A 24,621-nucleotide genomic window follows, 5' to 3' on the forward strand; every position below is an offset into this window, starting at 1 on the left:
AGCGGCCTCAGGCGTCGAAGCGCACGTGTACCGCGGCCGGCACGCGCATGTTGACGCCCGTCACCTGGGGCGGCTCGTAGTCCGGGTCGAGCCGCAGGTTCGGCAGATGATCGAACAGCGCGTTGAGTGCGCGCGTCATCTCCACGCGCGCCAGGTGCTGGCCGATGCAGACGTGCGCGCCGTAGGCGAAGCCCATGTGGCGCAGCGGCTTGCGGCCGATGTCGAAGCGGTCGGGTTTGTCGTAGCGCGCGGGGTCGCGGTTGTAGGCGCCGGTCATGGCGTCGATCTCGGCGCCGGCCGGAATCTGCACGTCGTCGAGCACCACCGGCTGCAGCGTCAGCCGCGGGCATACCGTCACCGGCGGTTCCCAGCGCAGCGCTTCCTCGATGGCCGCGGGGATCAGCGCGCGATCGCGGCGCACCGCGTCCAGCTGATCGGGGTTGCTCAGCAGGCCCGCGAGCAGCGAACTCGTGGCGCGATACGTGGTGTCGCCGGCCGCGTTGATCAGCTGGCGCAGGAACGACACCAGCACCTCGTCGGGCAGGCGCTCGCCCTCGATCTCGGCCTGCGCCAGCGTGCTCACGAGATCGCTGCCACCGCCGTTGCGGCGCTCGTCCAGCAACAGCGCGTAGTAGGCGCCGAGCTTCTGCGAGGCCTCCACGCCGTGCGCGACGTCGACCACGATGCAGGTCAGGCCCACGGCGAGCTTGTGGAATACCGCGATGTCGGCCTGCGGCAGCTCCAGCTGCCGGTAGATGATCTGGAATGGGTAGTACTGGGTGAACTCGCGCACCAGATCGGCGCGGCCCTTGCCCTTGAAGCCTTCGATGAGCCCGTGCACCACCGGGTCGACCAGGGTGTCGCCCCATTTCGACACCACGCTGGGCATGAAGGCCTTCTGGAACAGCCGGCGATAGCGCGTGTGTTCGGGCGCGTCCATGACCGTGAGGCTGCGGCCGAAGCACAGGCCGACGTTGCGCTCGAAGATGGTGTTGGAGAACAGCTGCGGCGTTTCCAGCACCTGCTGGATGTCGGCGGCGCCCAGCACCATGTACTTGGGCAGGCCCTGCATGGTCAGGTCCGGCGGCGAGCCCAGCAGCTCGCGGTAATCGAGCTCGAACACCGACTTCTGCCGACGCATCTCCGCCAGGCGTGCATACGGGTCTTCGCCCGAGCCCGACTGGGTCGCCGACTCGAAAGTCGCGAAGGGATCGAAGGACGGGTCGTCGAAATCGGCGATGCGGTTGGACCGATGCATGGCGGGCCTCAATGGGCTATGACTGACGGATGCTCAGCGATGCATCATAAAAGCCGTTGCACGATCGTGCAATTAACTCTCGAAGAAGTCAATCTTAAAACTAACGACTTGACAGTTTTGGAGGAGCGGAGCGATATTGCGTAACAGGTTGTGCCACCCGCTCTTATAGAAGCGGGGCCTAGGAAACGACTCTGAAACCGATGTGAGGAGAAGTCGTGCCGCTGGTCTATGAAACCCTCAAGAACTGGTCGATCGCGCCGATCGAGCAGGCATTCACTGCGCGGGACACGATGCTCTACGCCCTGGGCGTGGGCGCCGGCCAGCCGTCGGACGTCAGCGCGGGCGAGCTGCAATACATCTACGGCCCCGAGCTGCGCGCGCTGCCGACCATGGCCACCGTGCTCGGCAACGATCCCATGTGGATGCGCGCACCGGGTACCGGCATCGACTGGCGCAACGTGGTGCACGGCGAGCAGTTCCTGAAGATCCACAAGCCGCTGCCGGCCGCGGGGCGCATCGTGGGACGCGCCAAGGTCGACGAGATCTACGACAAGGGCGCGGGCAAGGGCGCCGTGCTGTTCTATTCCTTCGGCATCCACGATGCGGCCGACGACAGCCTGTATGCCACCGTCGCCTTGTCGGCATTCATCCGCGGCCAGGGTGGCTTCGGCGGCCCGGCCACGGGTGCACCGCGCCCGCAGGCGCTGCCCGAAGATCGCGAGCCGGATTTCAAGCTCACGCTGACGACGCGCCCCGAACAGGCCGCGCTGTACCGGCTCTCGGGCGACGACAACCCGATGCACGTGGACCCCGCGGCCGCGGCCGAAGCCGGTTTCCGCCAGCCGATCCTGCATGGCCTCTGCGCCTACGGCATGGCCGGGCGCGGCATCGTCGGCCTGCTCTGCGGCCACCGGCCCGAGCGCCTGCGCGTGCTGAACCTGCGCTTCACCGATCTGATCTATCCCGGCGAGACGCTCGCGCTGGAAGTGTGGACGCTCGGTGCAGGTGCCGCCGCGTTTCGCGTGCGCATAGTCGAGCGCGGCGTGATCGCGCTGAGCAACGGCTATGCGGAGTTCGAAGCATGAAGCCATCGCCGTCCATCCCGCTTGCGCCTGCCGCAAGCCAGCGAGGTTGAACCATGGAATACCAGCAGATCAGCTATGAGGTCTTCGGCGCCGTGCTGCGCGTTTGCCACAACCGCCCGGACAAGGGCAACGCCGAAACTGAGCAGCTGCTCGGCGAGCTCGACCACGCGCTCGAACGCGCCAGGAACGACGACGCCATCCGCGTGCTGATCCTCGGCGGCAAGGGCAAGCACTTCTCCGCGGGTCACGACCTCACCGACGGCCTCGCCACGCGCGGCAGCTTCACGCCCGAGCAGCACTGGCTGTGGGAGATCGAGCACTACTACGGCAACGCGCTGCGCATCTGGGATTTCCCCAAGCCCACCATCGCGCAGGTGCAGGGCGCCTGCATCGCAGGCGGATTCATGGTCGCCAACATGTGCGATCTGATGGTCGCCAGCGAAGACGCGCTGTTCTCCGACCCGGTCGTGCACAGCCTCGCCGCCGCCGCGGTCGAGGTGCTGGTGCATCCCTGGGTCATGGGCACGCGCAAGGCCAAGGAGTTCCTGTTCACCGGCCAGAAGCTCACCGCGGCCGAGGGCAAGGAGTGGGGCATGATCAACCACGTGGTGCCGCGCGCGGAACTCGAAGATTTCACCATGAAGCTGGCCCAGCACATCGCGCTGGCGCCGCCGGTGGCCATTCGCATGATCAAGCGCTCGCTCAACCGCACCGCCGACATGCAGGGCTTCCGCAATTCGCTGGCCGCGCATTTCGATACGCACCTGTTGAGCACCTCGACGCAGGAATGGAAGGACGTGGTCGCGGCCGGCATGGCCAAGTCGATCGAAGCGGCGAAGAACAACGCCGGCGTCAAATCCTGAGCCGCGAGAGCAACGACGTGCCATTCGATTATCAGACCGTCAAACACTGGCCGATCGCAGCGGCCAGCGAAGACTACGATCGCGCAGCCTGCGCCGCGTTCGCGCACGCCATCGGCGCCGGCCTGGCGCCGGCGTACGCGGCGATCGAGCAGCCCTACATCGACGGCGAATTAGCCTTGCCGATGATGGCGGTGATTCTCGGCAGCGCCGGCGCGCTGTGGACCAACGAGCCCGAAACCGGCATCGACTGGACGCGCATGCTGCACGCGGAAGAAGCGGTGACGCTGCACCGCCCGCTGCCGCCGCGGGGCCGCATCACCGCGCAGTTCGCGGTCGACGAGATCTACGACAAGGGCGCCGGCAAGGGCGCGCTGATGTACGAAAGCGCGCGCCTGGTCGACGCGTCCGGCGAGCACCTGGCCACGGTCAAGGTGACGATGTTCCTGCGCGGCAACGGCGGCCAGGGCGGCGCGACCGGCGAGGCGCCCAAGCCGCGCCCGGCGCCGCCGGATCGCGCGCCCGACGCGGTGATCGAGCTGCCGACGCCGCGCGACGACGACGCGCCCTACAAGCTGCCCGCGATCTTCGATGCCGCGCGCAACGCGGGCGGCGGCGCGGCGCAGTCGATGCTGCGCGGCGTCTGCGCGTTCGGGCTCGCCGGGCGCGCGCTGATTCTCGGCGCCTGCGGCGGCGATGCCGTGCGCCTGCAGCAGATCGGGCTGCGTTATACCGGCCCGGTGTTCACGGCAGAAACCCTGCGCACCGAGATCTGGCAGCTCGGCGAGGGCCGCATGGCGTTCCGCGTGAAGTCGATCGAACGCGACAGCGTCGTGATGAACAACGGCTACGCCCAGATCCAGGCCAGCTGAACCAACCGCCCCAAGAAACGGAACGCACCATGGGAATCCCCTACACCCACATCGACAAGCTCTTCATCGACGGCGCCTGGGTTGCTTCGAGCGAGCGTGCGCGCGAGCCGGTGATCAACCCGGCCACCGAAGAAGTCATCGCCGAGGCGCCGATCGGCGGCCGCGCCGAGGCCGAGGCCGCGATCGCCGCGGCGCGCCACAGCTTCGATCACGGACCGTGGTCGCAGATGTCGATGCAGCAGCGCGCCGAAGTCATGCGCCGCTTCCGCGACGCGCTGGTCGAAAACGGTGATCGCATCAAGGCGCTGCTCACGGCCGAGGCCGGCGCGACTTTCGGCATCATGAACGGGCCGCAGTTCGGTGGTGCGATCCGCGCGCTCGACTTCGCCATCGAGCAGGGTTTGAGGATGAAGCCGGAGATGACGCCGGTGGAGATCCGTCCCAACCCCTACGATCCGCGCGGCAACGATATGATCGGCGCCGCTTCGGTCGAGCACGAGCCTTTCGGCGTCGTGGTGGGCATCACTGCCTACAACTATCCGTTCTTTCTGAGCCTGGGCAAGATCGCGCCGGCGCTGATGGCCGGCAACAGCATCGTGCTCAAGCCTTCGCCGTTCACGCCGTATTCGACACTGCTGTTCGGTGAGATCGCGCAGAGCGTGGGCATTCCCAAAGGCGTGCTCAACATCGTCACCGGCGGCCCGGAAGTCGGCAGCATGCTGACCACCGATCCGCGTGTCGACCTGATCAGCTTCACCGGCTCCGATGCCGTGGGCGCCGCGATCATGGGTCAGGCCGCGCCGACGCTGAAGAAGCTGCATCTTGAGCTCGGCGGCAAGTCGGCACTGATCGTGCGCGCCGACGCCGACGTGCAGGCCTCGGCGATGCTCGCGCTGATGTGCTTCACCATGCATTCGGGGCAGGGCTGCGCGCTGCTCACGCGCTACATCGTGCACAACTCCGTGCGCGCGGCCTTCGTCGCCACCATCAAGGGCGCGCTCGCGCACTGGAAGCAGGGCGATCCTTCCGATCCCAGCGTACTCATGGGGCCGCTGATCCGCGCCGCGGCGCGCGCCAAGACCGAGCGCTACGTGCAGATCGGCCTCGACAGCGGCGCGAAGCTCATCGTGGGCGGCAAGCGGCCCGCGCATCTGCAGCGCGGCTACTTCTTCGAGCCCACCTTGTTCGACGATGTCGACAACCGCTCGGCGCTGGCGCAGGACGAGATCTTCGGACCCGTGGGTGCGGTGATCGGCTACGACACCGACGAGCAGGCCATCGCGCTGGCCAACGACAGCCCGCTGGGCCTGTACGGCGCGGTCAATTCTGCGGACAAGGCCCAGGCCTTCCGCATGGCGCGGCGCCTGCGCACCGGCAACGTCTGGATCAACGGCGGGCTCAACGACCTCACGGTCGAGGTGCCCTTCGGCGGCTACAAGCGCTCGGGCATCGGCCGCGAGTTCGGCTCGCGCTGGCTCGCCGAGTACATGCAGGAAAAAGCGATCGTGTATCCCATCGGCTGATACGAAAGACAAGAACCGACCATTCCATGGACTTCAAGCTCGACCCCGCAGACGATGCCTTCCGCCAGGAAGTACGCGCGTTCCTGCAGGAACATCTTCCGCCCGACCTCGCCAGGCGCGGCGCCTGCGGCTTTCATCCCATCCGCGCGGATCAGCGGCGCTGGCAGCGCACGCTGTTCGACCGCGGCTGGGGCGCGCCCAACTGGCCGGTCGAATACGGCGGCACCGGCTGGTCGCATCTGCGCCAGTTCATTTTCGACGAGGAATGCGCGCTGGCCGGTGCGCCGGCTACCGACAACGGCGGCCTGCGCATGTTCGGCCCGGTGATCTACGCCTACGCCGGCGACGAGCTCAAAGCACGGCTGCTGCCGGGCATTCTCAAGGGCGAGCTCTACTGGGGCCAGGGCTTCTCCGAGCCCAACGCCGGTTCCGATCTCGCCGCGCTGGCCACGCGCGCGGTGCGTGAGGGCGACGAGTACGTCGTCAACGGCCACAAGATCTGGACCACCGGCGCGCACACCTGCGACATCATCGGCCTGCTCGTCAAGACCAACCCCGAGGCCAAGCAGCGCGGTATCTCGTTTCTGTGCGTGGACCCGGCCACGCCGGGCATCACGGTGCGGCCCATCATCGACATCGGCGAGGCACACAGCCTCAACGAAGTGTTCTTCGACAACGTGCGCGTGCCGGTGAGCAACCTGCTCGGTGAAGAGAACAAGGGTTGGACCTACGCCAAGGCCGTGCTCGAGAACGAGCGTGCCACCAGCGCTGAAGTGCCGCTCAACAAGCGCAAGCTCGCGCAGCTGCGCCATATCGCCGGGCACGAGCGCAGCGACGGCCGCCGCGTGATCGACCTGCCGGGCTTCGCGCCGCGGCTGGCGCAGCTCGAAGTCGATCTGCGTGCGCTCGAATGGCTGACGCTGCGCGCGCTGACCGAGAAGTCCGAGGGCGTCTCTCTGCCCTACGGCTCGCTGCTGAAGGTGCGTGGCTCCGAACTCGTGCAGCGCATCGGCGAACTCACCATCGAAGCGCTGGAACAGTACGGCAGCTATCTCTACGCCGAACCCGGCGAAAATCCCGATGCACGGCCGGACTGGCCTTCGGGCCCCGACTACGCGCCCGGCGTCGCCGCCGATTTCATGTACCGCCGTGCCGCCACCATTTACGGCGGCGCCAACGAAGTGCAACGCACGATCATCGCGCGCTCGTTCCTGGGGCTCTGAACATGGATTTTCACCTCACCGACGAACAGGAAATGCTGCGCGAGAGCGCGCGCCGTTTTCTCGAAAAGGAATGCTCGCTGGAGCAGCGGCTGCACGCGCCCGTCGAGGGCGGCTTCGACGCCGCGCGCTGGTCCCGCTTCGCCGACATGGGCTGGCTCGCCGCATCGCTGCCCGAGGATTGCGGCGGCCTGGGCGGCGACATCGTCGAGGCCGCGCTGCTGATGGAGGAGTTCGGCCGCACGCTGGTGGTGGACCCGTTCTGGGGCATCGGCGTGCTGGCCGCGCAGACCCTGCTCGCGGCCGACGCCGAAAAGGCCAGAGAGCTGCTGCCGCTGCTGTGCGCGGGCGAGTTGCGGCCCGCGCTGGCGCACCACGAGCTGCAGTCGCGCGGCGTGATCGAGCACGTCACCACGCAGGCGCGGCCGGCCGGCGACGGCGCCTGGACACTGCATGGCGAGAAGACGCTGGTGATGGGCGGCAACGTCGCCGATCGCTTCATCGTCTCGGCGCGCACCGCGGGCGACAGCCGCGACCGCGACGGCATCACGCTGTTCCTGATCGATGCGAACGCGCCCGGTCTGCAGCGCCGCGATGTGCGCCTGATCGACAATCGCTGGACCGCCGAGATCACGCTCGACCGCGTGCAGGTCACTGCGGCCGATCTGCTCGGCGAAGTCGGCCAGGGCTGGACTGCACTCGAATACGGCCATGCGCGCGGGCTCATCGCGCTGTGCGCCGAGGCCGTGGGCGTGATGGAGCGCGCGATGTGGATCACGCGCGACTACCTGCGTACGCGCAAGCAGTTCGGCGTCACGCTCAACACGTTCCAGGCGCTGCAACACCGCATGGCCGAGATGCTGATCGAGCTGGAACTGTCGCGCTCGATGGTCTATCGGGCGATGGCCTACCTCGCCAGGCCGCTCGCGGCGCGCCAGGCGGCGCTGTCGGTGACCAAGGCGCGCGTCGGGCAAAGCGGCCGCTTCGTCTGCGCTCACGGCATCCAGCTGCATGGTGGTATCGGCGTGACCGAGGAGTACAGCATCGGCCACTACTTCAAGCGCATGACCGTGTTCGAGAATGAGCTCGGCAGCGCGCAGTTCCACCTGGAGCAGCTGGCCCTGTGCGAATGCGCCGAGCCGGTCGCCGCACGTCCATAGAACTGACAATCAGTTAGTATTTAGCCCATGCCGGAAGAAGACCCGGCCGCAGGAGACTTCCATGAATAGCCCCGCTTACCCGATTTACGACGCCGATCAGCACTACTACGAAACGCCCGACGCGTTTCTGCGCTATCTGCCCAAGCAGTTCAAGAAAGAATTCCAGTACGTGACGGTCAACGGCCGCACCAAGCTGGCCGTTGCCGGCATGTTGTCGGAATACATCCCGAACCCGGCCTTCGAAGTCGTCGCCGCGCCCGGCGCGCACGAAAAGTGGTTCCGCGGCCAGAATCCAGAAGGCCTGTCGCTGCGCGAGATCGGCGGCAAGGCGGTGCCCTCGGACGCCGCTTTCCACAGCGGTCCGGCGCACTTGAAGGAACTCGACAAGAACGGCGTGCACGCCAGCATCCTGCTGCCGACGCTGGCCTCGATCATCGAGGAGCGTCTGGGCGACAAGCCCGAGGTCATCGCCGCGCTGTTCCATTCACTGAACCAGTGGGTGCGCGACGAGTACGGCTTCGCCAACGGCCGCCAGTTCCCGGTGGCGGCGATCAATCTCGCCAATCTCGAACTCGCGCTGCAGGAACTCGATTTCGTGATCGAGGCCGGCGCGCGCGTGGTGCTGCTGCGTCCGGCGCCGGTGCCGGGCCTGCGCGGCGGCCGCTCGTTCGGTTTCAAGGAATTCGACCCGTTCTGGGCACGCTGCGCCGAAGCCAAGATCCTGGTGGCGCTGCACACCTCGGACACCGGCTACGACCGCATCTACCAATGGTGGACCCAGGGCGGCGCCGGCGAGACGCGGCCGTTCGAGAAGGACACGTTCAAGGAAGTGATCGACGTGGTGCTGGGCCGGCCGATCCAGGATGCGCTGTCGGCGTTGATCTGCCACGGCGTGTTCGATCGCCATCCCGGCGTGCGCGTGGCCTCGCTGGAGAACGGCTCGTCATGGCTGGAGCCGCTGCTCAAGCGCTTCGAAAGCACGTACCACAAGATGCCGCGCGACTTCAAAATGGACCCGCTGGAAGCTTTCCGCCGCCACGTCTACGTGGCGCCGTTCTACGAGGACTCGGTGCGCACCGTGGCCGGCCTGATCGGCATGGACCGCGTGCTGTTCGGCAGCGACTGGCCGCACCCGGAGGGCCTGGCCAAACCGCTCGATTTCTTCAAGGACATCGAGGACCTCGATCCGGCCGAGCAGCAGATGGTCATGAGCAGCAACCTCAAGTCGCTGCTCGAAGGCAACTGGAATTAAAGTTCCCGCCTTCGCGTCACACACATCAGGAGAGATCATGGGCGGCAAGCTTGATGGAAAAATCGCAGTCGTCACCGGCGGCGGCCGCGGCATCGGCAAGGCCATCGCCAGAACCCTGGCCGAACTCGGCGCGACCGTGGTGGTGGCCGTACGCACCGCGAGGTACGGCGAGGAAGCGGTTGCCGAGATCGTCGGCAAGGGCGGCAAGGCCAGTCTGTTCGCCGGCTTCGATCTGGCCGAGCGATCGGCCAGCAAGGCCCTGATCGAGGACACCGTGCAGCGGCACGGCAAGCTCGACATCCTGGTGCTGTGCGCGGCCGATGCGCCCAACGGCGCGCTGGTCGACATGGCCGACGACGACTTCGATCTGATGACGCGGAGTAATTTCTACTCCACGTTCTGGTTCGCCAAGGACGCGATTCCGCACCTGGCCAAGAGCGGCGCGGGGCGCATGATCTGCATCTCGTCGTGTGCCGGCAATCGCCTGAACACGCCGGGCATCGTGCCCTACGGCGCCAGCAAGGCGGCGATCAATTCGCTGATCCGCGGCCTGGCGGTGGAATACGGGCGACTGGGCATCACCTTCAACACGGTGGACCCGGGCCTGATCGCTTCCGACCGCATGTACCTGCCGGCCGACATGGTCAAGGCCATCACGTCGAGCTTCCCGGTTGCGCGTATCGGCGAGAGCCCCGAGATCGCCAATGCCGTCGCCTTCCTGGCCTCGCCGGAATCGGGCTATGTCACCGGACACCATCTGGTGGTGGACGGCGGCGCGAGCCTCGGCAGCGTGCCGAACCTCGACGAGTCGCTGAATACGGAAGAAGCCGCGGGCAAGCGCTGAACTGCCCATCACTACAGGAGAACGAAATGTCGAAGAAAGGACAGCTGCTGGTGTTCAGCAACGCCAAGCCCGGGACCGAAGCTGAATTCAACGAATGGTACGACCGCCAGCACGTGCCGGACACGCTGCGCATCGCGCCGGAAATCCGTTCGGCACAGCGCTTCAGCCTCAACTCCATCGCCGCGGCGCCGGGCACGCCGGCCTGGCAATACGTCACGCTCTATGAACTCGACGCCGAACACGTCGGCGAAGTCATGCAGCGCATGAACGAGGCCATGATCGGCGGCAGGATTCCGATGTCCGACAACGCCGAGCTGTCGACCGTCACGGTGCTGCACGCCACGGCCCTCGGCGCGCCGGTACTCAACCGGGTCGCCGAGCAAGCCTGATCCGCTTTTCGTAGGGCGGGTGCAACCCGCCTTCCGTATCCGCCAGGGCCGAAACCTCGGTTTTCAGCCCCGCGGAAGGCGGGTTGCACCCGCCCTACGCCGTTCAGAACGGCGAGGGCAGCCCGTCCTCGACGCGATGCGTGAGGCTCCAGTCCTTGTACGTGACGCGATGCGCGATGCGCCATTCGCCGTCGCGCTTCTCGAAGCGGTCGATGTAACGGCCGCCGGCGATCAGGTGCCAGGCCTGGCCATCGGCCTCGTAGCGGTGGTGCGCGGTGATGCGGCAGCGGCTCTGCGCGACGTCGCCATCGACGTCGATGACGATGTTGTCGATGGAATGCTGGGTGAGCGTGAAGCGCTCGTGCATCTTCACCATCATCGGCGCGAGCTCGTCGATGCTGCCGGCGAACATGCCCGCGTGCTCGTCGCTGCCGTCGACGTGGAACACCGATCGCAGCAGCGCCTCATCGGCGTTGTCGGCGGCATCGCAGTAGCGGATCAGCACCTGGGTGATGCGGTCCTTGTCGATCAGCGTCTGCAGCGCCAGGCTATCGATGCCGCTCATGCCTCGCTCACCGCCACCGCGTACTGCTGGCGCAACTGCACCTTGTTGATCTTGCCGGTGGGCAGCTTGGGCAGCTCCGCCACGACAAATATTTTCTTGGGCTTCTTGTAGCTGGCGATCTGCTGGCGCGTGTGTTCGATCAGCTCGGCTTCGGCCGCCGCGAGGCCGGCGCGCAGCACGACTACCGCACACACCGACTCGCCCCACTTCGCATCGGGCAGGCCGATCACCGCGCACTCGGAAACCGCGGCATGCAGCAGCAGCGCTTCCTCCACTTCGCGCGAATAGATGTTCTCGCCGCCGGAGATGATCATGTCTTTCTTGCGGTCGACGAGGTACAGCAGCTCGTCCTCGTCGAGCCGGCCCATGTCGCCGCTGTGGCACCAGCCGTCGCGGAAAGTGTCGAGCGTGCCGGGATGGTTGTTCCAGTAGCCGCGCGCCATCGCGGTGGATTTCACCGCCACTTCGCCAGCGCTGCCGCGCGGCACTTCGCGGCCGTCCTCGTCGACGATCTTGAGCAGGGTGTTCGGGAACGGATGGCCCACCGAGGTCAGCCAGCGGCGTTCGCGCTCGCTGCCGTTGGGCCGGTGCTGCTCGGGCTGCAGGCCGGCGATGATCACTTCCGACTGGCCGTAGAACTGCAGGAACACATTCTCGCCCAGCAGGCGCATGCCGAGCTGCAGCACCGGCCCCGGCATCGCCGAGGCCGAATAGATGATCTTCTTCAGCGCGGACAGATCCAGCTGCTCGATGCCCGGCTGCTCCAGCACCATCTGCACCATGGTCGGCGCGAGGTGCCAGACCGTGATGCGCTCGCGCACCGAGTCGGCGAGCAGCGCCGCGGGCTCGAACAGGCGGTGCAGGTGCACGGTGCCGCCGCGGAAGTGGATCGCGAGCTGGATCGCCATCGCGCCGATATGGAACATCGGCATCACCAGCAGCGCCTTGTCGGCCAGCCCGGTGCGCTGCTCGTTGGACAAGGTGTGCGCTATCTGCCGGTATTCGCGCTGGCCCCAGATGCAGCCCTTGGGCCGGCCGGTGGTGCCGCTGGTGTAGATCAGGCAGGCGATGTCTTCTTCCACCGCGTGGATAGCCGGGCCGGCCTCGTCGCCGCCGGCGATGAAGGCGTCGTAGTCCTGCGCCCAGTCGGCGCTGCCGCCGATGCAGACGTAGTGCTCGATGCTCTTGAAGTCGGCGCGCAGCCTGTCGACCACGTCGAGATACTGTGCCTCGAAGATCAGCACGCGCGGCGCCGCGTCCTTGACGATGAAGGCCATCTCGGGTGGCGCCAGGCGGAAGTTGACCGTGGCGATGATCATGCCGCTGAGCTGGCCGGCCGCGAGTACCTCGCCGTATTCCATACAGTTCATCGCCAGCATCGATACGCGGTCCTGCTTGCGCACGCCGACGCGCTCCAGCGCCGAAGCCAGACGCCGCGCGTGATCCAGCAGCCCGCGATGCGTGAGCCGGCGATCGCCGACGATGTAGGCGGGCGTGTCGCCGAAGCGGACCGCGTTGAGTTCCAGCATGTCGGCCAGGGTCAGTGGCAGGTGATTGCGCATGGCGACTGTCTCCTCCGCGTAGCAGCTTTAAGGGTTCGACTGGGGTCCGCGAATGTCGTGATCTGCGCCCGGTGTCGATTCGAATGGCACCATGATAAGCTGACGGCACGTCAGTTTTGTAGTCCACTCGAAAAAGCGGAAAGCGGACGGCTTGCCGTTTGGCCCCGACGACACCCTCAGAGTGCCAGCGGGCGCCGCATGTCGCCGCAATCCTGGAGCCAGCGAAGAACAATGCTACTCACGTCCGACCAGACGATGATCCGCGAGGCCGCGCGCAGCTTTGCCGCGCAAAGCCTCGCGCCCTATGCCGCGGAATGGGACCGCAGCCATGCCTTCCCGGCCGAGGCGCTGCGCCAGATGGGCCAGATGGGCCTGCTCGGCATGCTGGTGCCGCCCGAGTACGACGGTGCCGGCGCCGACCATGTCGCTTACGCGCTGGCGCTGGAAGAAATTGCGGCCGGCGATGGCGCGACGTCCACGATCATGAGCGTGCATAACTCGGTCGGCTGCATGCCGATCTACAAGTTCGGCAACGCTGCTCAGAAGGAGCGATTCCTCAAGCCGATGGCGCGCGGCGAACAGTTGGGCGCGTTCTGCCTGACCGAGCCGCAGGCCGGATCGGACGCCGCAGCGCTGCGCACTCGCGCCCGGCGCAGCGATCGCGGCTGGGTCATCAGCGGCACCAAGCAGTTCATCACCAGCGGCAAGAACGCACAGGTGGCGATCGTGTTCGCGGTCACCGATCCGGCCGCGGGCAAGAAGGGCATCAGCGCCTTCATCGTGCCTACCGGCACGCCGGGTTACCGCGTGGCGCGGCTCGAAGCCAAGATGGGCCAGCATGCCTCGGACACCGCGCAGATCGCGTTCGAGGACTGTGAAGTATCGGCCGACCAGATGCTGGGCGCCGAAGGCGAGGGCTATCGCATCGCCTTGTCGAACCTTGAAGGCGGCCGCATCGGCATCGCCTCGCAGGCTGTGGGCATGGCGCGCGCGGCCTTCGAAGCCGCGGTGAGCTACGCCAACGATCGCAAGAGCTTCGGCAGTACCATCATCTCGCACCAGGCCATCGCCTTCCGCCTCGCCGACATGGCGACGAAAATCGAAGTGGCGCGGCAGATGGTGCTGCACGCCGCGAGCTTGCGCGAGGCCGCGCAACCCTGCCTGCGCGAAGCCTCGATGGCCAAGCTGTTCGCGTCCGAGATGGCCGAACAGGTTTGTTCCGATGCGATCCAGATCCACGGCGGCTACGGCTATGTCGACGACTTTCCCGTCGAGCGCATCTACCGCGACGTGCGCGTGTGCCAGATCTACGAAGGCACCAGCGACATCCAGCGCCTGGTGATCGCGCGGCCGCTGGTGCAGCGGTAAACCGTCATGACCATCGAAAACGGAGTACCAATGATGCAAGCTGCTGCCCGGCACGGCACCGCCGATGCGCCCGCGATGAAGACGCGCGTCACCGAGATGCTCGGCATCCGCTATCCGATCGTGCAGGGCGGCATGATGTGGGTGGGCCGCGCCGAACTCGCGGCCGCGGTTTCCAACGCGGGCGGCCTCGGCATCCTCACCGCGCTGACCCAGCCCACGCCCGATGCACTGGCGCTGGAGATCGAGCGCTGCCGCAGCATGACCGACCAGCCCTTCGGCGTGAATCTGACGATCCTGCCCAGCGCCACGCCGCCGCCCTACGAGGCCTATCTCGACGTGGTGATCAACTCGGGCGTAAAGATTCTGGAAACCGCGGGCAACAATCCGCGCGAGTTCATCATCAAGGCCAAGAAGGCCGGCGTGACGATCCTGCACAAGTGCACGGCGGTGCGGCATGCGCTGTCGGCCGAGCGTAACGGCGTCGACATCGTCAGCATCGACGGCTTCGAGTGCGCGGGTCATCCGGGCGAGGACGACATCGGCGGCCTGGTGCTGATCCCGGCCGCGGCGAAGAAGCTGCGCATTCCGGTGATCGCCTCGGGTGGCATCGGCGACGGCCGCGGCCTGGCCGCGGCGCTGGTGCTGGGCGCCGCGGGCGTCAACATGGGCACGCGCTTCTGTGCGACCAAGGAGGCGCCGATCCACGACAACATCAAGCAGATGATGGTGAGCAAGAGCGAGCGCGACACCAACATCATCTTCCGCACGCTGCACAACAGCGGCCGCGTGCTCAAGAACGCCATTTCCAACGAAGTGGTGGCCACCGAATATCGTCCCGGCGGCTGCGAGTTCGGCGACATCCATCACCTGGTCAAGGGCATCCGCGGCCGCGAGGCGCTGGAAACCGGCGCCATCGACGGCGGGCTGGTCTGGGGCGGGCAGGTGGTGGGCCTGATCGACGACGTGCCGAGCTGCCACGAGCTGATCCAGCGCATGGTCGCCGAATGCCGCCAGCAGATCGCCGCATCCACCATCTGAGAATCTTAAGGACAAGCATGAGCAACGAAGCCGTGATCATCGACGCGGTGCGCACGCCTTACGGCAAGCGCGCCGGACAGCTGCGCGAATGGCGCCCCGATAGTCTGCTGGCTTCGACCATCGCCGCGCTCGTCGCGCGCAGCGGCGTGTCGCCGGGCAAGGTCGAGGACGTGATCGCTGGTTGCGTGAGCCAGGCCGGCGAACAGGCTGCGAATGTGGGCCGCCTCGCCGCGCTGATGTCGGGCCTGCCGCCCGCGGTGTCGGGCGTCGCGCTCAACCGCATGTGCGGATCGAGCCAGCAGGCCACGCATTTCGCCGCGCAGGCGGTCGCCGCGGGCGACATGGACTACGTGATCGCGGGCGGCGTCGAGAGCATGACGCGCGTGCCGATGTTCCTCGACGTGACGCTGGGGCAGAGCGAGTTCAAGGGCTTCGAGAGCCTCAACCCGAAGCTGCTGGAGCTGTATCCGCTGGTGCACCAGATCGAGAGTGCCGAGCGCATCGGTACGCAGTGGGAAATCTCGCGCCAGCAATGCGATGCCTGGTCGGTGGAGAGCCATCGCCGCGCGAGCCGGGCCGGCGCCGATGCGCCGCAGCCTTCGATACTCGAAGTGGCCGGCGTCGATGCCGACGGCGGTGCGATCACCGTGCATCGCGACGAAGGCGTGCGCGCGGTGGTCGACGCGGCGCGCATGGCCGCGCTCAAGCCGATCATGCGGCCGATGGGCGAGGGCGTGGTCACCGCCGCCAACGCCAGCCAGATTTCCGACGGCGCATCGGCCGTGCTGATCGCCGATCGCGCGGTGGCGCTGGCCGATGGACTCAGGCCGAAGGCACGCTTTCTTGCACGCGTGGCCTGCGGCTCCGACCCGGTGCTGCAGCTCACCGGCGTGATCCCGGCCACGCACAAGGCGCTCGCTCGTGCCGGCCTCAGCATCGCCGATCTCGACTGGGTGGAGATCAACGAGGCCTTTGCCAGCGTGGTGCTGGCCTGGGCGCGCGAGTTCACGCCGGACATGGACAAGGTCAATCCCTGGGGCGGCGCGATCGCGCACGGCCATCCGCTGGGCGCCAGCGGCGGCGGCCTGCTCGCGAAGATGCTCGACGGCCTCGCGGCCACCGGCGGTACGCTGGGCCTGCAGCTGATGTGCATCGGCCACGGCATGGCGACGGCGACCATCGTCGAGCGCGTGTAGGCCAGTGTCCTGTAATCAGTTATGCGCATTGCCCTCTTGCTCCGGGAGAGACCGCCGCAACACGGCTGTTGCGGACTTGAGCCGAGGAACGCGGCGGTCTCCTCCCTCACCCACCGCTTGCTCCGCAAGCGGTCCCCCCTCTCCCGCTGCGCGGGAGAGCGAAGGTCGGAGGCGGTCTGCGACCGCCGGTTCCTGGAAAGCCCCATGTTCCTCACGGACCTGCTCATCGGCCATGACCCGGTGTAGGGCGGGTCGTGACCCGCCGTCGTCAAGCCCGAGCAAAAGCGGCGGGTCACGACCCGCCCTACGACCTAGGGAAGGTTCCTGGAAAGCCCCGTGTTCCTTGCGGAGATGACCGCCGCCGAAATCCCGTCCTGGCTGCAGCGTGCGCTTGCGCGCCCGGGCGTGTCGCGCTACGCCGACAACGGCGGCGTGGCGCTGCACTACCTGGAATGGAACGACGCCGCCAGCGGTCTGCCCGGCCTGCTGTTCGTGCCCGGCTATCGCGCGCATGCGCGCTGGTGGGATTTCATCGCGCCGATGTTCGCCGACCGCTTCCACGTAGTGGTGATGGAACTCTCCGGCATGGGTGACAGCGGGCGCCGCGCCGAGTATCGGCCCGGCGATTTCGCCGGCGACATCGTCGCGGTGACACGCCACAGCGGCCTGCGCGCGCCCATCGGCATCGGCCACAGCTACGGCGGTTCGCGCCTGCTGTATGCCTGCAGCGGGCAGCCCGCGATGTTCGCGCGCGCGATCGTCGTCGACAGCTACGTGCACTTCGCCGACATGGGGCCGATCGAAGACTATCCGTCCATCGGCAGCCGCCGCGTGCACCTCACGCTCGACGCCGCGCTGGCGCGTTTCCGCCTGTCGCCTGAACAGCCGGCGCATCCGGCGCTGCTGCGCTATCTCGCCGAAGGCTCGCTGCGCGAGGTCGAAGGCGGTTGGACCTGGAAGTTCGACATCGAGCTGCCGGGCGGCGGGCCCACCGAAGCCGATGGCGCGGCGGTCCTGCGGCGCATCCCGATTCCGGTGCACCTGGTCTGGGGCGAGCACAGCCTCGTCGTCGACGAGCAGTGCATGCGCCGCGTGGCCGCCACGCTGCCGCTGCGCCACGAGCCGATCATGGTGCCGGACGCGCATCACCACCTGATGCTGGACCAGCCGGTCGCGACGATCGGCATTCTGCAGGCGCTGCTGGCCTGAGCCTGGAGCCAAGGAGAACGACATGAGCGAACTGGTGCAGCTGCAAACCTTTGAGGCGGTGACCGTGGTCACGCTCAACGCGCCGGCCAAGCGCAACGCGCTGTCCACCGACATGCTCAATCTGCTGGTCGACAGGCTCAGCCAGCTGGCCGGCGACGAGGCCTGCCGCGCGATCGTGCTGACCGGCGCGGGCGAGCATTTCTGCGCCGGCGGCGACGTATCGCCGATGACGCGAGAGCGGCCCATGCTCGGCAGCCGCCAGCGCATCGAATCCGCGCATCGCGTGATCCGCCTGCTCGCCGGCGGCCCCAAGCCCGTGGTCGCGGCGGTGGAAGGCTTCGCCTTCGGCGCCGGCCTGTCGCTGGCCGCGGCCTGCGACACCGTGGTGTCGTCGCGCAGCGCCAAATACGCCGCGGTGTTCACCAAGGTCGGCCTGCTGCCCGACATGGGCGCGCTGTGGAGCATCCCGCAGCGCGTCGGCATGGCCGAGGCGCGCCGGCTGTTCTTCAGCGCGCGCACCGTGCTGGCCGAGGAGGCGCTGGCGCTGGGCCTGGCGGATCAGCTCGTCGATACCGGGCAGGCGCTGGCGGCCGCGCTGGAAGTGGCGCGCCGCTACGCCGCGGCGGCACCGCTGCCGGTGGCGATGATCAAGGCCGCCTATGCCAAGGGCTGCACCACGCTCGACGAGGCGTTGCGCGCGGAAGTGGACACGCAGCCGGCGCTGTATCTGACGCAGGATCATCTCGGCGCGGTCGAGGCCTTCCGCGAGAAGAAGCCCGCGCCGCCGTTCCGCGGTATGTAGGAATGCGAAGCCGTCGTATGGCGTAGGGCGGGTGCAACCCGCCTTTACGCGTATTTCCCAGCACGCGGAAGGCGGGTTGCACCCGCCCTACGAATGCTTTTGTAGGGGGGCGTAAGTCCCGACCTCAAGGCCTTAAGAAAACAGGAATTCCGGAGTCGCCAATGCCCGCCCAATACGACCAGCTGCTCCAGCTCGCGATCCCCGACTCGCAGCAGACCTACACCGCAACAGACGCCATGCGCTACGCGCTGAGCCTGGGCGTCGGCGCCGATCCGCTAGCCGAGGCGCAGCTCGCCTACGTCTACGAGAAGAACCTGCGCGTGCTGCCGACCATGGGCGTGGTGCTGGCGCATCCGGGCTTCTGGGCGCGCGAACTCGACAGCGGTATCGACTGGGTCAAGATCGTGCACGCCGAGCAGGGGCTGGTGCTGCATCGTCCGCTGCCGCCGCAGGCCAGCGTGATCGGCCGTTCGCGCATCGTCGACATCATCGACAAGGGGCCGGGCAAGGGCGCGTTCGTGTACTACGAGCGGCGCATGTTCGACGCCGCCAGCGGCGAGCCGCTGTGCACCTCGACGCAGACGCTGTTCTGCCGCGGCGACGGCGGCATCGGCGGACCGGCCAAGACCGCGCCGCCGCCGGCGGCGATGCCCGAGCGCGCGCCGGATCGGGTCTGCGACATCGCCACCGATCCGCGCATGGCGCTGCAATACCGCCTCAACGGCGACATGAACCCGCTGCATGCCGATCCCGCGGTCGCGCGCAAGGCGGGTTTCGAGCGGCCGATCCTGCACGGCCTGGCGACCTACGGCGTGGCCGGCCACGCGCTGCTGCAGGCGGTCTGCGGTTACGACGCCAGCCGCATCGCTGAGATTTCCGCGCGCTTCACCGCGCCGGTGTATCCGGGCGAAACGCTGCGCACCGAAATCTGGATCGACGGCGAACAGGCGAGCTTCACGGTGCGCGTGCCGGCGCGCAATGTCGTGGCGATCGGCAACGGCCGCGCCGTGATCCGCCCGGCGGCGGCCTGAAAAGTCGGCGAGAGTTGCACGATCGTATAATGCGGAATATAAAGCTGACGATCCGTCAGATAAGCTGGCCCCAGACCGGCGTGCCGGTTTGCCGCGCACGCCGAACCAACCTCGCTTCCGAGAAATAGAATGCCCAAAGTCGTCTTCGTCGAACACAGCGGCAAAGCACACACCGTGGAGGGCGCCGCCGGGCAGTCGCTGATGCAGGTCGCGGTCGATCACATGATTCCCGGCATCATCGCCGACTGCGGCGGCAGCGCGTCCTGCGGCACCTGCCACGGCTATGTGCAGGAGCCCTGGAACTCGCAACTCGCGCCGGCCGACGATACCGAGCAGTCGATGCTCGACGGCGTGCTGTACGGCGAAGCCAACAGCCGCCTGACCTGCCAGATCCGCCTGTCCGAGGAACTCGACGGCATCGAAGTGCGTCTGCCCAAGTCGCAGATCTGAGCCGTTCCGCAGTCCGCTTTACGCAGCATCGAGGCCTCATGGATTTCACAGCCACCATCCGCAAGCAGTTTCTCGGCGATCGCGCAGCGCCCGCGGTCGAGTTCGAAGGCCAGTGGTACACGCGCGGCGAACTCGCCGACTATGCCGGCGGCATCGCTGCGCTGCTGAAGCAGGCTGGCGTGCCCGGGAACAGCGCGGTCGGCATCATCGTGCGCAACCGCCTGCCGCACGCGGCGGCGATTCTCGGCCTGGTGGCGGCCAATCGCTCGTTCTCGATGATCTATGCCTTCCAGTCGCCCGAGGCGATGGCCAGGGACGTGGCCAAGCTGCAGCTCGCGGCGGTGGTCGCGGATCGTGAGGACTGGACCGCGCCGGTGATCGAGGCCGCGCGCGCGGCCGGCTCGCTGGGCATCGCCATCGCCATCACCGGCGAGCGCGTCGCGCTGGTGCCGCAGCTGAGCACGCTGGGCGCGGGTCCGTTCCGCGTAGCGCCGGCCGAGCCCGGCATCGAGGTGCTCACCAGCGGTACCACGGGCGCGCCCAAGCGCATCCAGATCCGCATGCCGGTGCTGGAGCGCGCGGTATCCAGTGCCACCGCGCAGGTCATGCCGAACGCCGGCGAGCCGCCGGACCTGGTGTTCTGGCCCTTCGGCGGCATCGGCGGCGTGTGCCAGCTGCTGGGCGCGACCTACGTCGGCAAGCGCATGGTGCTGCTGGAGAAGTTCAACGTCGCCGACTGGGTGAGTGCGATCAAGCGCTACCGCATCACCAAGGTCGGCGTGCAGCCCACCGTGATCCGCATGGTGCTGGAGGCCAAGGTGCCCAAGGAAGACCTGGCCTCGCTGGTTTTCATCTTCGGCGGCTCCGCGCCGCTGGAGCCGGCGACGCAGCAGCTGTTCGAACAGACCTACGGTCTGCCCGTGGTCTGGGGTTACGGCGCCACCGAGTTCGCCGGCACCATCATCGCGTGGACGCCCGATCTTTATCAGCAGCATGGCGAAGCCAAGCGCGGCAGCATCGGCAAGGCCTTCCCGGGCGTGCAGATCCGCGCGGTCGATCCGGTGTCCGGTGTTGAAGTTGCAACCGCCGAGCAGGGCTATCTCGAAGCGCTGGTGCCGCTGGTGAATCCGGACTGGATCCGCACCACCGACATCGCCTCGATCGACGCCGAGGGCTTCGTCACGCTGCATGGCCGCGGCGACGGCGCGATCATCCGCGGCGGCTTCAAGGTGCTGCCGGAGACGGTGGTGAAGACGCTGATCCGCCATCCCGCGGTGCTCGATGCGGCCGTGGTCGGCCTGCCCGAGCCGCGCCTGGGAGAGATCCCGGTGGCCGTGGTCGAATTGCGCGCCGATGTCGCGGTGCCCAGCGAGACCGAACTCAAGAACTTCCTGCGCGAGCATCTGCCTTCGCATCACGTGCCCGCGCAGATCCGCATTGTCGAGCGCCTGCCGCGCACGCCCTCGCTCAAGGTCAGCCTCGGCGCGGTGCGCGAGATGTTCGCGGACTCGCCAGGCCAGTAAACGCAACCGTCAAAAACATTCGAGGAGCAGACACATGGAGCAAGGGATAGCGGTCGTAACCGGCGCGAGCCGCGGACTGGGCCGGGGGATCGCGCGCGCGCTGGGCAGCCGCGGCCTCACCGTTTACGTTACCGGCCGCAGCAGCGGCGACGACGCGCTGGATCGGGTCGCCGCGGAGGTCACTGCCGCGGGCGGCCTGGGCGTTGCCGTGCGCTGCGACCATGGAGACGACGACGAGGTGAAGGCGCTGTTCGAGCGCGTGCGCAAGGACAGCGGCCGCCTCGACCTGCTCGTCAACAACGCCGCCGCGGTGTATCCCATGGACCTCGCCGTGCCGGGTCCGTACTGGGAAAAGCCGCTGCACCTGGTCGACATGATCGACGTCGGCCTGCGCTCCAATTACGTCGCCGCCTACTACGCGACACCGCTGATGATCGAGACCGGCGGCGCGCTGATCGCCAACGTGTCGTTCTACGGCGCGGTGTCCTACTTCCACGGCCCGGCCTACGGCGCGGCCAAGGCCGGCACCGACAAGATGTCCTTCGACATGGCGGTGGATCTGCGCGGCCGCGACGTCGCCTCGGTGTCGATCTGGCCGGGCTTCATCCTCACCGAGATGCTGCAGGCTATCCCTCGTGAACACCTGCCGCCCGAGCTTGCGGCGAACCTGCCCAACTTCGAGACGCCGGACTTCACCGGCCTGGTGCTCGAAAAACTCTGGCGCGATCCCGAGCGCCTGGCGCTGTCCGGCCAGTCGCTGATCGGCGCCGAACTGGGCCTGCGCTACGGCCTGCGCGATCTCGACGGCAAGCAGCCGATCGTCTACTCGCAAATGATGGGAGAACCGTCCGGGCGCTTCATCGTGCCTGGCGCCTGATCCATAACCCGAAACGACGAGGAGAATCTCATGGCGAGCTACCGCCTGCTGGTGCTGTCCAACCCGGTCGAGGGCCGGGACGCCGAATACAACGAGTGGTATTCCCGGCAGCATCTGCAGGATGTCGTACGCATCCCCGGCTTCGTCGGCGCGCAGCGCTTCCAGCTGGTGGAGCCGGTGCTCATGGCCGAGAATTTTCCCTGGCGCTACGTCGCGATCTACGAGATCGAAACCGACGACCTCGCCGTAGCGCTCGGCGAACTCAGTGCGCGCACCGGCACCACGGCCGTGCCGATGAGCGAGGCCATCGACACGGTCAACATCGTCGCCGTGCCAATGGCGCCGATCACCGAACGCCTAATCAGTCCGAGGTAAAGCCGCAGTGAAATCCACCGACATGCGCGTGGACGTCAGCGATCTGCTCGACGGCACGTCCGCTTTCGTCGAAGCCAGCCTGTATGCGCCGGCGTCGCCGGGGCTGGTGACCGAACTGCTGGTGGCGCTGCACGGCGCCGGCTACGACCGGCGCTACTACGACATCGACAGCGAAGGCTATAGCTTCGCCGAGTATTTCACCGCGCGCGGCTACCATGTCCTGGCCATCGATCATCTCGGCATGGGGCGCAGCACCCAGCCCGAGTCCGAACCGCTGGTCACGCGCACCGCGGTGGCCGATGCCAATCATCGGATGGTGCGGCACGCTCAAGCGCAGCTGTCGGCCGGCGGCGCCCCGGTTCGCGTCACCTGCATGGCCCACTCGATGGGCGGCATGCTCGGCATCGTGCAGCAGGCCCGTCACCACAGCTTCGAGCGGTTGGCGATCGCCGGCTGGAGCAACATCGGCGTGCGCATCGACGACGGCGGCATCACCCAGGCCCGGGTCGCGGCCGCACGCGGCTATCTGCCGGCGCCCCGGCGCCTGATGCACGATCTGTTCTATCTGCCGGACGTGCCGGAGGCGATGATCGCGCTCGATGCCTGCTGCGCCAGCCTGACGCCGGCCGGTCTCGGTCGCGATGCCATGACGCCCGATGCCGTCGCTGCGGACGCGGCGCAGATCCGCTGCCCGGTGCTGGTGCTGTTCGGCGAAGTCGATACCAGCCCGGACCCGGCCGCCGAGGTGCGCTACTACGCGTCTTCGCCGGACATCACTCTGGTGCGCCTGGAGGGCTCGGCGCACATTCAGCACCTGGCCTCGTCGCGGCAGCGCTTCTGGCAGCGGCTCGAAAGCTGGCTGCGCGCCGGCTGAGACGCGCAGCCGATGGCTCAGGCCGCGGCCTGGCCGCTGAGCGCGGCGACGCGCTCCATCAGTTCGCCGGCGACGCTGTCGGGCACGGAGTAGCGGCTGCGGTCCTCGATCTCCGCGAAGTGCGAGCGCAGGTCTTCGGCCGTCGGCGCGACGTCGAGCGGACCGTCCCAGCCCTTGGTGAGTCCGATGAAGGCGCGCGCGAAGCGTCCGCCGCAGACGGTGTAGTAGGAATGCGTGGTCTCGCATTCACGGCTTGCCAGGTAGACCACCAGCGGCACGTTGAAATCGGTGGACATCGAGTTCACGAACAGCACCTGCAGCGCCTTGAATTTCTCGGCGGTCTCGGGATCGATGTTGTCGCCCATGCGCGTGGCCGCCTGCGGTCCCACCGCGTTGCAGAGAATGCCGTGCGGCTTGCCGGCCAGTGCGATGCTGTTGGTCAGGCCGAGGATGCCGGCCTTGGCGGCGCCGTAGCAGGCCATGGTGTCGTCGCCGAACATGCCGCCCGCAGACGAGGTGTTGACGATGCGGCCGTAGCCTTGGCTGAGCATCACCCGGTAGGCCGCGCGGCTCACGTAGAGCGCGCCCTTGAGGTGCACGTCGAGCAGGATGTCGAGGTCGGCGTCCGGCACGTTCTCGAAGGCCGATGCGCGAATGATGCCGGCGTTGTTGATCACCGCGTCGACGCGGCCGAAGGCGTCCAGCGCGGTCTGGATGATCGAGTCCGCGCCGGCCGAGCTGGATACCGAGGCGTAGTTGGCGACGGCCTTGCCGCCCGCGGCCTGGATTTCGGCCACGACCTTGTCGGCGGCCGTGCTGGACGCGCCGATGCCCGCGACCGAAGTGCCGAGGTCGTTGACCACCAGGTTGGCGCCGCGCCGCGCGAAGTCCAGTGCATAGCTGCGGCCCAGGCCGTTGCCGGCACCGGTCACGATCACGGTCTGACCGGTGAATGAGATGTTCGACATTGTTGTGTCTCCTCCTAGGATTGAATTCGAGTGACGATCCACATAACTGACTATATGTCAGTCACGAGGACCGCACACTATCTGCCGGACGTTCGGCGGCGCTAGTTCGCCAGATATTGCACAGTCGTGCAAGTCGCGCTTTAATCGCTGCGTGGCGCAAGCGGATTTGTCACGGTTTTGGTGAAACGGACTACTAGTCCGCTGAATCGGAGGAAGCGGATGGGTCCGGGCGTCCGGGCCGTGTGCGATGCAAGGAAGAAAGCACAGCAATAGTGGTGACTATTGCGAGCATTTCTGACGCAGCAGCGTGCGCGGAACGG

24 protein-coding genes are annotated in these 24,621 nt (G+C 67.3%); 20 read left to right on the forward strand and 4 right to left on the reverse strand.

The annotated features are described in order from the left end of the window. Window positions 1–7 precede the first annotated feature (7 nt). The gene (locus JWQ90_RS19615; RefSeq protein WP_299696710.1) at window positions 8–1,258 is read right to left on the reverse strand and encodes a cytochrome P450; all 1,251 of its coding nucleotides are present in this window, start codon (window positions 1,256–1,258) and stop codon (window positions 8–10) included. Between the two features lie 215 nt (window positions 1,259–1,473). Here JWQ90_RS19615 and JWQ90_RS19620 point away from each other — a divergent pair, with 215 nt between their 5' ends. The 9 genes from JWQ90_RS19620 (at window position 1,474) to JWQ90_RS19660 (ending at window position 10,463) form a co-directional block, all read left to right on the forward strand. Next, window positions 1,474–2,343 (forward strand): MaoC/PaaZ C-terminal domain-containing protein, encoded by an 870-nt coding sequence (locus tag JWQ90_RS19620; protein ID WP_299696711.1) that lies wholly within the window; start codon window positions 1,474–1,476, stop codon window positions 2,341–2,343. 53 nt (window positions 2,344–2,396) lie between these two features. Beyond that, window positions 2,397–3,206 (forward strand): enoyl-CoA hydratase, encoded by an 810-nt coding sequence (locus JWQ90_RS19625; RefSeq protein ID WP_299696712.1) that lies wholly within the window; start codon window positions 2,397–2,399, stop codon window positions 3,204–3,206. Between the two features lie 17 nt (window positions 3,207–3,223). Continuing rightward, a complete protein-coding gene (locus tag JWQ90_RS19630) occupies window positions 3,224–4,075 on the forward strand; it encodes a MaoC family dehydratase N-terminal domain-containing protein (protein ID WP_299696713.1) in 852 nt (283 codons plus the stop codon). 29 nt (window positions 4,076–4,104) lie between these two features. Next, window positions 4,105–5,598 (forward strand): aldehyde dehydrogenase family protein, encoded by a 1,494-nt coding sequence (locus tag JWQ90_RS19635; RefSeq protein WP_299696714.1) that lies wholly within the window; start codon window positions 4,105–4,107, stop codon window positions 5,596–5,598. Window positions 5,599–5,624: 26 nt separating this feature from the next. Further along, on the forward strand, window positions 5,625–6,821 hold the full coding sequence (locus tag JWQ90_RS19640; protein ID WP_299696715.1) for an acyl-CoA dehydrogenase family protein: 1,197 nt from the start codon (window positions 5,625–5,627) through the stop codon (window positions 6,819–6,821). Between the two features lie 2 nt (window positions 6,822–6,823). Further along, window positions 6,824–7,978: an acyl-CoA dehydrogenase family protein gene (locus tag JWQ90_RS19645; protein WP_299696716.1), complete on the forward strand. Its 1,155-nt coding sequence runs from the start codon at window positions 6,824–6,826 to the stop codon at window positions 7,976–7,978. A 61-nt stretch (window positions 7,979–8,039) separates the two neighbouring features. Further along, entirely contained in the window at window positions 8,040–9,230 is a 1,191-nt protein-coding gene (locus tag JWQ90_RS19650) for an amidohydrolase family protein (protein WP_299696717.1), read from the forward strand. 37 nt (window positions 9,231–9,267) lie between these two features. Then, a complete protein-coding gene (locus tag JWQ90_RS19655) occupies window positions 9,268–10,074 on the forward strand; it encodes an SDR family NAD(P)-dependent oxidoreductase (RefSeq protein ID WP_299696718.1) in 807 nt (268 codons plus the stop codon). A 26-nt stretch (window positions 10,075–10,100) separates the two neighbouring features. Beyond that, window positions 10,101–10,463: a DUF4286 family protein gene (locus JWQ90_RS19660; protein ID WP_299696719.1), complete on the forward strand. Its 363-nt coding sequence runs from the start codon at window positions 10,101–10,103 to the stop codon at window positions 10,461–10,463. Window positions 10,464–10,566: 103 nt separating this feature from the next. Here the strand turns inward: JWQ90_RS19660 and JWQ90_RS19665 are convergent, their stop codons facing one another. Together JWQ90_RS19665 and JWQ90_RS19670 are read right to left on the reverse strand one after the other, a co-directional pair. Then, complete coding sequence (locus JWQ90_RS19665) at window positions 10,567–11,028, reverse strand: nuclear transport factor 2 family protein (RefSeq protein ID WP_299696720.1); 462 nt, start codon at window positions 11,026–11,028, stop codon at window positions 10,567–10,569. Further along, window positions 11,025–12,590, reverse strand: coding sequence for an AMP-binding protein (locus JWQ90_RS19670; RefSeq protein ID WP_299696721.1), 1,566 nt, complete (start codon window positions 12,588–12,590; stop codon window positions 11,025–11,027). The genes JWQ90_RS19665 and JWQ90_RS19670 overlap by 4 nt, the downstream gene beginning before the upstream one ends. Window positions 12,591–12,821: 231 nt before the next feature. Here JWQ90_RS19670 and JWQ90_RS19675 point away from each other — a divergent pair, with 231 nt between their 5' ends. The 11 genes from JWQ90_RS19675 to JWQ90_RS19725 all read left to right on the forward strand — a co-directional run bounded on the left by JWQ90_RS19675 (window position 12,822) and on the right by JWQ90_RS19725 (window position 23,333). Next, window positions 12,822–13,958: an acyl-CoA dehydrogenase family protein gene (locus JWQ90_RS19675; protein ID WP_299696722.1), complete on the forward strand. Its 1,137-nt coding sequence runs from the start codon at window positions 12,822–12,824 to the stop codon at window positions 13,956–13,958. Window positions 13,959–14,033: 75 nt separating this feature from the next. After that, entirely contained in the window at window positions 14,034–14,996 is a 963-nt protein-coding gene (locus tag JWQ90_RS19680; RefSeq protein ID WP_366919551.1) for a nitronate monooxygenase family protein, read from the forward strand. Window positions 14,997–15,013: 17 nt separating this feature from the next. Continuing rightward, entirely contained in the window at window positions 15,014–16,192 is a 1,179-nt protein-coding gene (locus tag JWQ90_RS19685) for a thiolase family protein (protein ID WP_299696724.1), read from the forward strand. Window positions 16,193–16,528: 336 nt separating this feature from the next. After that, the gene (locus JWQ90_RS19690) at window positions 16,529–17,401 is read left to right on the forward strand and encodes an alpha/beta hydrolase (protein WP_299696725.1); all 873 of its coding nucleotides are present in this window, start codon (window positions 16,529–16,531) and stop codon (window positions 17,399–17,401) included. A 22-nt stretch (window positions 17,402–17,423) separates the two neighbouring features. Further along, complete coding sequence (locus JWQ90_RS19695) at window positions 17,424–18,203, forward strand: enoyl-CoA hydratase/isomerase family protein (protein WP_299696726.1); 780 nt, start codon at window positions 17,424–17,426, stop codon at window positions 18,201–18,203. A gap of 161 nt (window positions 18,204–18,364) precedes the next feature. Next, the gene (locus tag JWQ90_RS19700) at window positions 18,365–19,234 is read left to right on the forward strand and encodes a MaoC/PaaZ C-terminal domain-containing protein (protein WP_299696727.1); all 870 of its coding nucleotides are present in this window, start codon (window positions 18,365–18,367) and stop codon (window positions 19,232–19,234) included. A gap of 129 nt (window positions 19,235–19,363) precedes the next feature. Further along, the gene (locus tag JWQ90_RS19705; protein WP_299696728.1) at window positions 19,364–19,684 is read left to right on the forward strand and encodes a 2Fe-2S iron-sulfur cluster-binding protein; all 321 of its coding nucleotides are present in this window, start codon (window positions 19,364–19,366) and stop codon (window positions 19,682–19,684) included. A 38-nt stretch (window positions 19,685–19,722) separates the two neighbouring features. Next, window positions 19,723–21,207 (forward strand): class I adenylate-forming enzyme family protein, encoded by a 1,485-nt coding sequence (locus tag JWQ90_RS19710; RefSeq protein ID WP_299696729.1) that lies wholly within the window; start codon window positions 19,723–19,725, stop codon window positions 21,205–21,207. A 34-nt stretch (window positions 21,208–21,241) separates the two neighbouring features. Beyond that, the gene (locus JWQ90_RS19715) at window positions 21,242–22,084 is read left to right on the forward strand and encodes an SDR family NAD(P)-dependent oxidoreductase (protein ID WP_299696730.1); all 843 of its coding nucleotides are present in this window, start codon (window positions 21,242–21,244) and stop codon (window positions 22,082–22,084) included. Between the two features lie 30 nt (window positions 22,085–22,114). Further along, window positions 22,115–22,459: a DUF4286 family protein gene (locus tag JWQ90_RS19720; protein WP_299696731.1), complete on the forward strand. Its 345-nt coding sequence runs from the start codon at window positions 22,115–22,117 to the stop codon at window positions 22,457–22,459. A gap of 7 nt (window positions 22,460–22,466) precedes the next feature. Then, window positions 22,467–23,333, forward strand: a complete 867-nt coding sequence (locus JWQ90_RS19725) for an alpha/beta fold hydrolase (protein WP_299696732.1) — start codon at window positions 22,467–22,469, stop codon at window positions 23,331–23,333. A gap of 17 nt (window positions 23,334–23,350) precedes the next feature. On the opposite strand, the gene JWQ90_RS19730 is transcribed toward JWQ90_RS19725, so the two are convergent. Beyond that, window positions 23,351–24,301: an SDR family NAD(P)-dependent oxidoreductase gene (locus JWQ90_RS19730; protein ID WP_299696733.1), complete on the reverse strand. Its 951-nt coding sequence runs from the start codon at window positions 24,299–24,301 to the stop codon at window positions 23,351–23,353. Window positions 24,302–24,621: the final 320 nt, after the last annotated feature.

It is taken from the genome of Hydrocarboniphaga sp. (assembly GCF_028291725.1).
Lineage (GTDB): Bacteria > Pseudomonadota > Gammaproteobacteria > Nevskiales > Nevskiaceae > Hydrocarboniphaga.

Excerpts from the sequence above, each read along its gene's own strand:
- JWQ90_RS19615 (WP_299696710.1), bottom strand. The coding sequence starts at position 1,258 with ATGCATCGGTCCAACCGCATCGCCGATTTCGACGACCCGTCCTTCGAT.
- JWQ90_RS19625 (WP_299696712.1), top strand. The coding sequence starts at position 2,397 with ATGGAATACCAGCAGATCAGCTATGAGGTCTTCGGCGCCGTGCTGCGC.
- JWQ90_RS19635 (WP_299696714.1), top strand. The coding sequence starts at position 4,105 with ATGGGAATCCCCTACACCCACATCGACAAGCTCTTCATCGACGGCGCC.
- JWQ90_RS19640 (WP_299696715.1), top strand. The coding sequence starts at position 5,625 with ATGGACTTCAAGCTCGACCCCGCAGACGATGCCTTCCGCCAGGAAGTA.
- JWQ90_RS19645 (WP_299696716.1), top strand. The coding sequence starts at position 6,824 with ATGGATTTTCACCTCACCGACGAACAGGAAATGCTGCGCGAGAGCGCG.
- JWQ90_RS19650 (WP_299696717.1), top strand. The coding sequence starts at position 8,040 with ATGAATAGCCCCGCTTACCCGATTTACGACGCCGATCAGCACTACTAC.
- JWQ90_RS19655 (WP_299696718.1), top strand. The coding sequence starts at position 9,268 with ATGGGCGGCAAGCTTGATGGAAAAATCGCAGTCGTCACCGGCGGCGGC.
- JWQ90_RS19660 (WP_299696719.1), top strand. The coding sequence starts at position 10,101 with ATGTCGAAGAAAGGACAGCTGCTGGTGTTCAGCAACGCCAAGCCCGGG.
- JWQ90_RS19665 (WP_299696720.1), bottom strand. The coding sequence starts at position 11,028 with ATGAGCGGCATCGATAGCCTGGCGCTGCAGACGCTGATCGACAAGGAC.
- JWQ90_RS19670 (WP_299696721.1), bottom strand. The coding sequence starts at position 12,590 with ATGCGCAATCACCTGCCACTGACCCTGGCCGACATGCTGGAACTCAAC.
- JWQ90_RS19675 (WP_299696722.1), top strand. The coding sequence starts at position 12,822 with ATGCTACTCACGTCCGACCAGACGATGATCCGCGAGGCCGCGCGCAGC.
- JWQ90_RS19680 (WP_366919551.1), top strand. The coding sequence starts at position 14,034 with ATGAAGACGCGCGTCACCGAGATGCTCGGCATCCGCTATCCGATCGTG.
- JWQ90_RS19685 (WP_299696724.1), top strand. The coding sequence starts at position 15,014 with ATGAGCAACGAAGCCGTGATCATCGACGCGGTGCGCACGCCTTACGGC.
- JWQ90_RS19695 (WP_299696726.1), top strand. The coding sequence starts at position 17,424 with ATGAGCGAACTGGTGCAGCTGCAAACCTTTGAGGCGGTGACCGTGGTC.
- JWQ90_RS19700 (WP_299696727.1), top strand. The coding sequence starts at position 18,365 with ATGCCCGCCCAATACGACCAGCTGCTCCAGCTCGCGATCCCCGACTCG.
- JWQ90_RS19705 (WP_299696728.1), top strand. The coding sequence starts at position 19,364 with ATGCCCAAAGTCGTCTTCGTCGAACACAGCGGCAAAGCACACACCGTG.
- JWQ90_RS19710 (WP_299696729.1), top strand. The coding sequence starts at position 19,723 with ATGGATTTCACAGCCACCATCCGCAAGCAGTTTCTCGGCGATCGCGCA.
- JWQ90_RS19715 (WP_299696730.1), top strand. The coding sequence starts at position 21,242 with ATGGAGCAAGGGATAGCGGTCGTAACCGGCGCGAGCCGCGGACTGGGC.
- JWQ90_RS19720 (WP_299696731.1), top strand. The coding sequence starts at position 22,115 with ATGGCGAGCTACCGCCTGCTGGTGCTGTCCAACCCGGTCGAGGGCCGG.
- JWQ90_RS19730 (WP_299696733.1), bottom strand. The coding sequence starts at position 24,301 with ATGTCGAACATCTCATTCACCGGTCAGACCGTGATCGTGACCGGTGCC.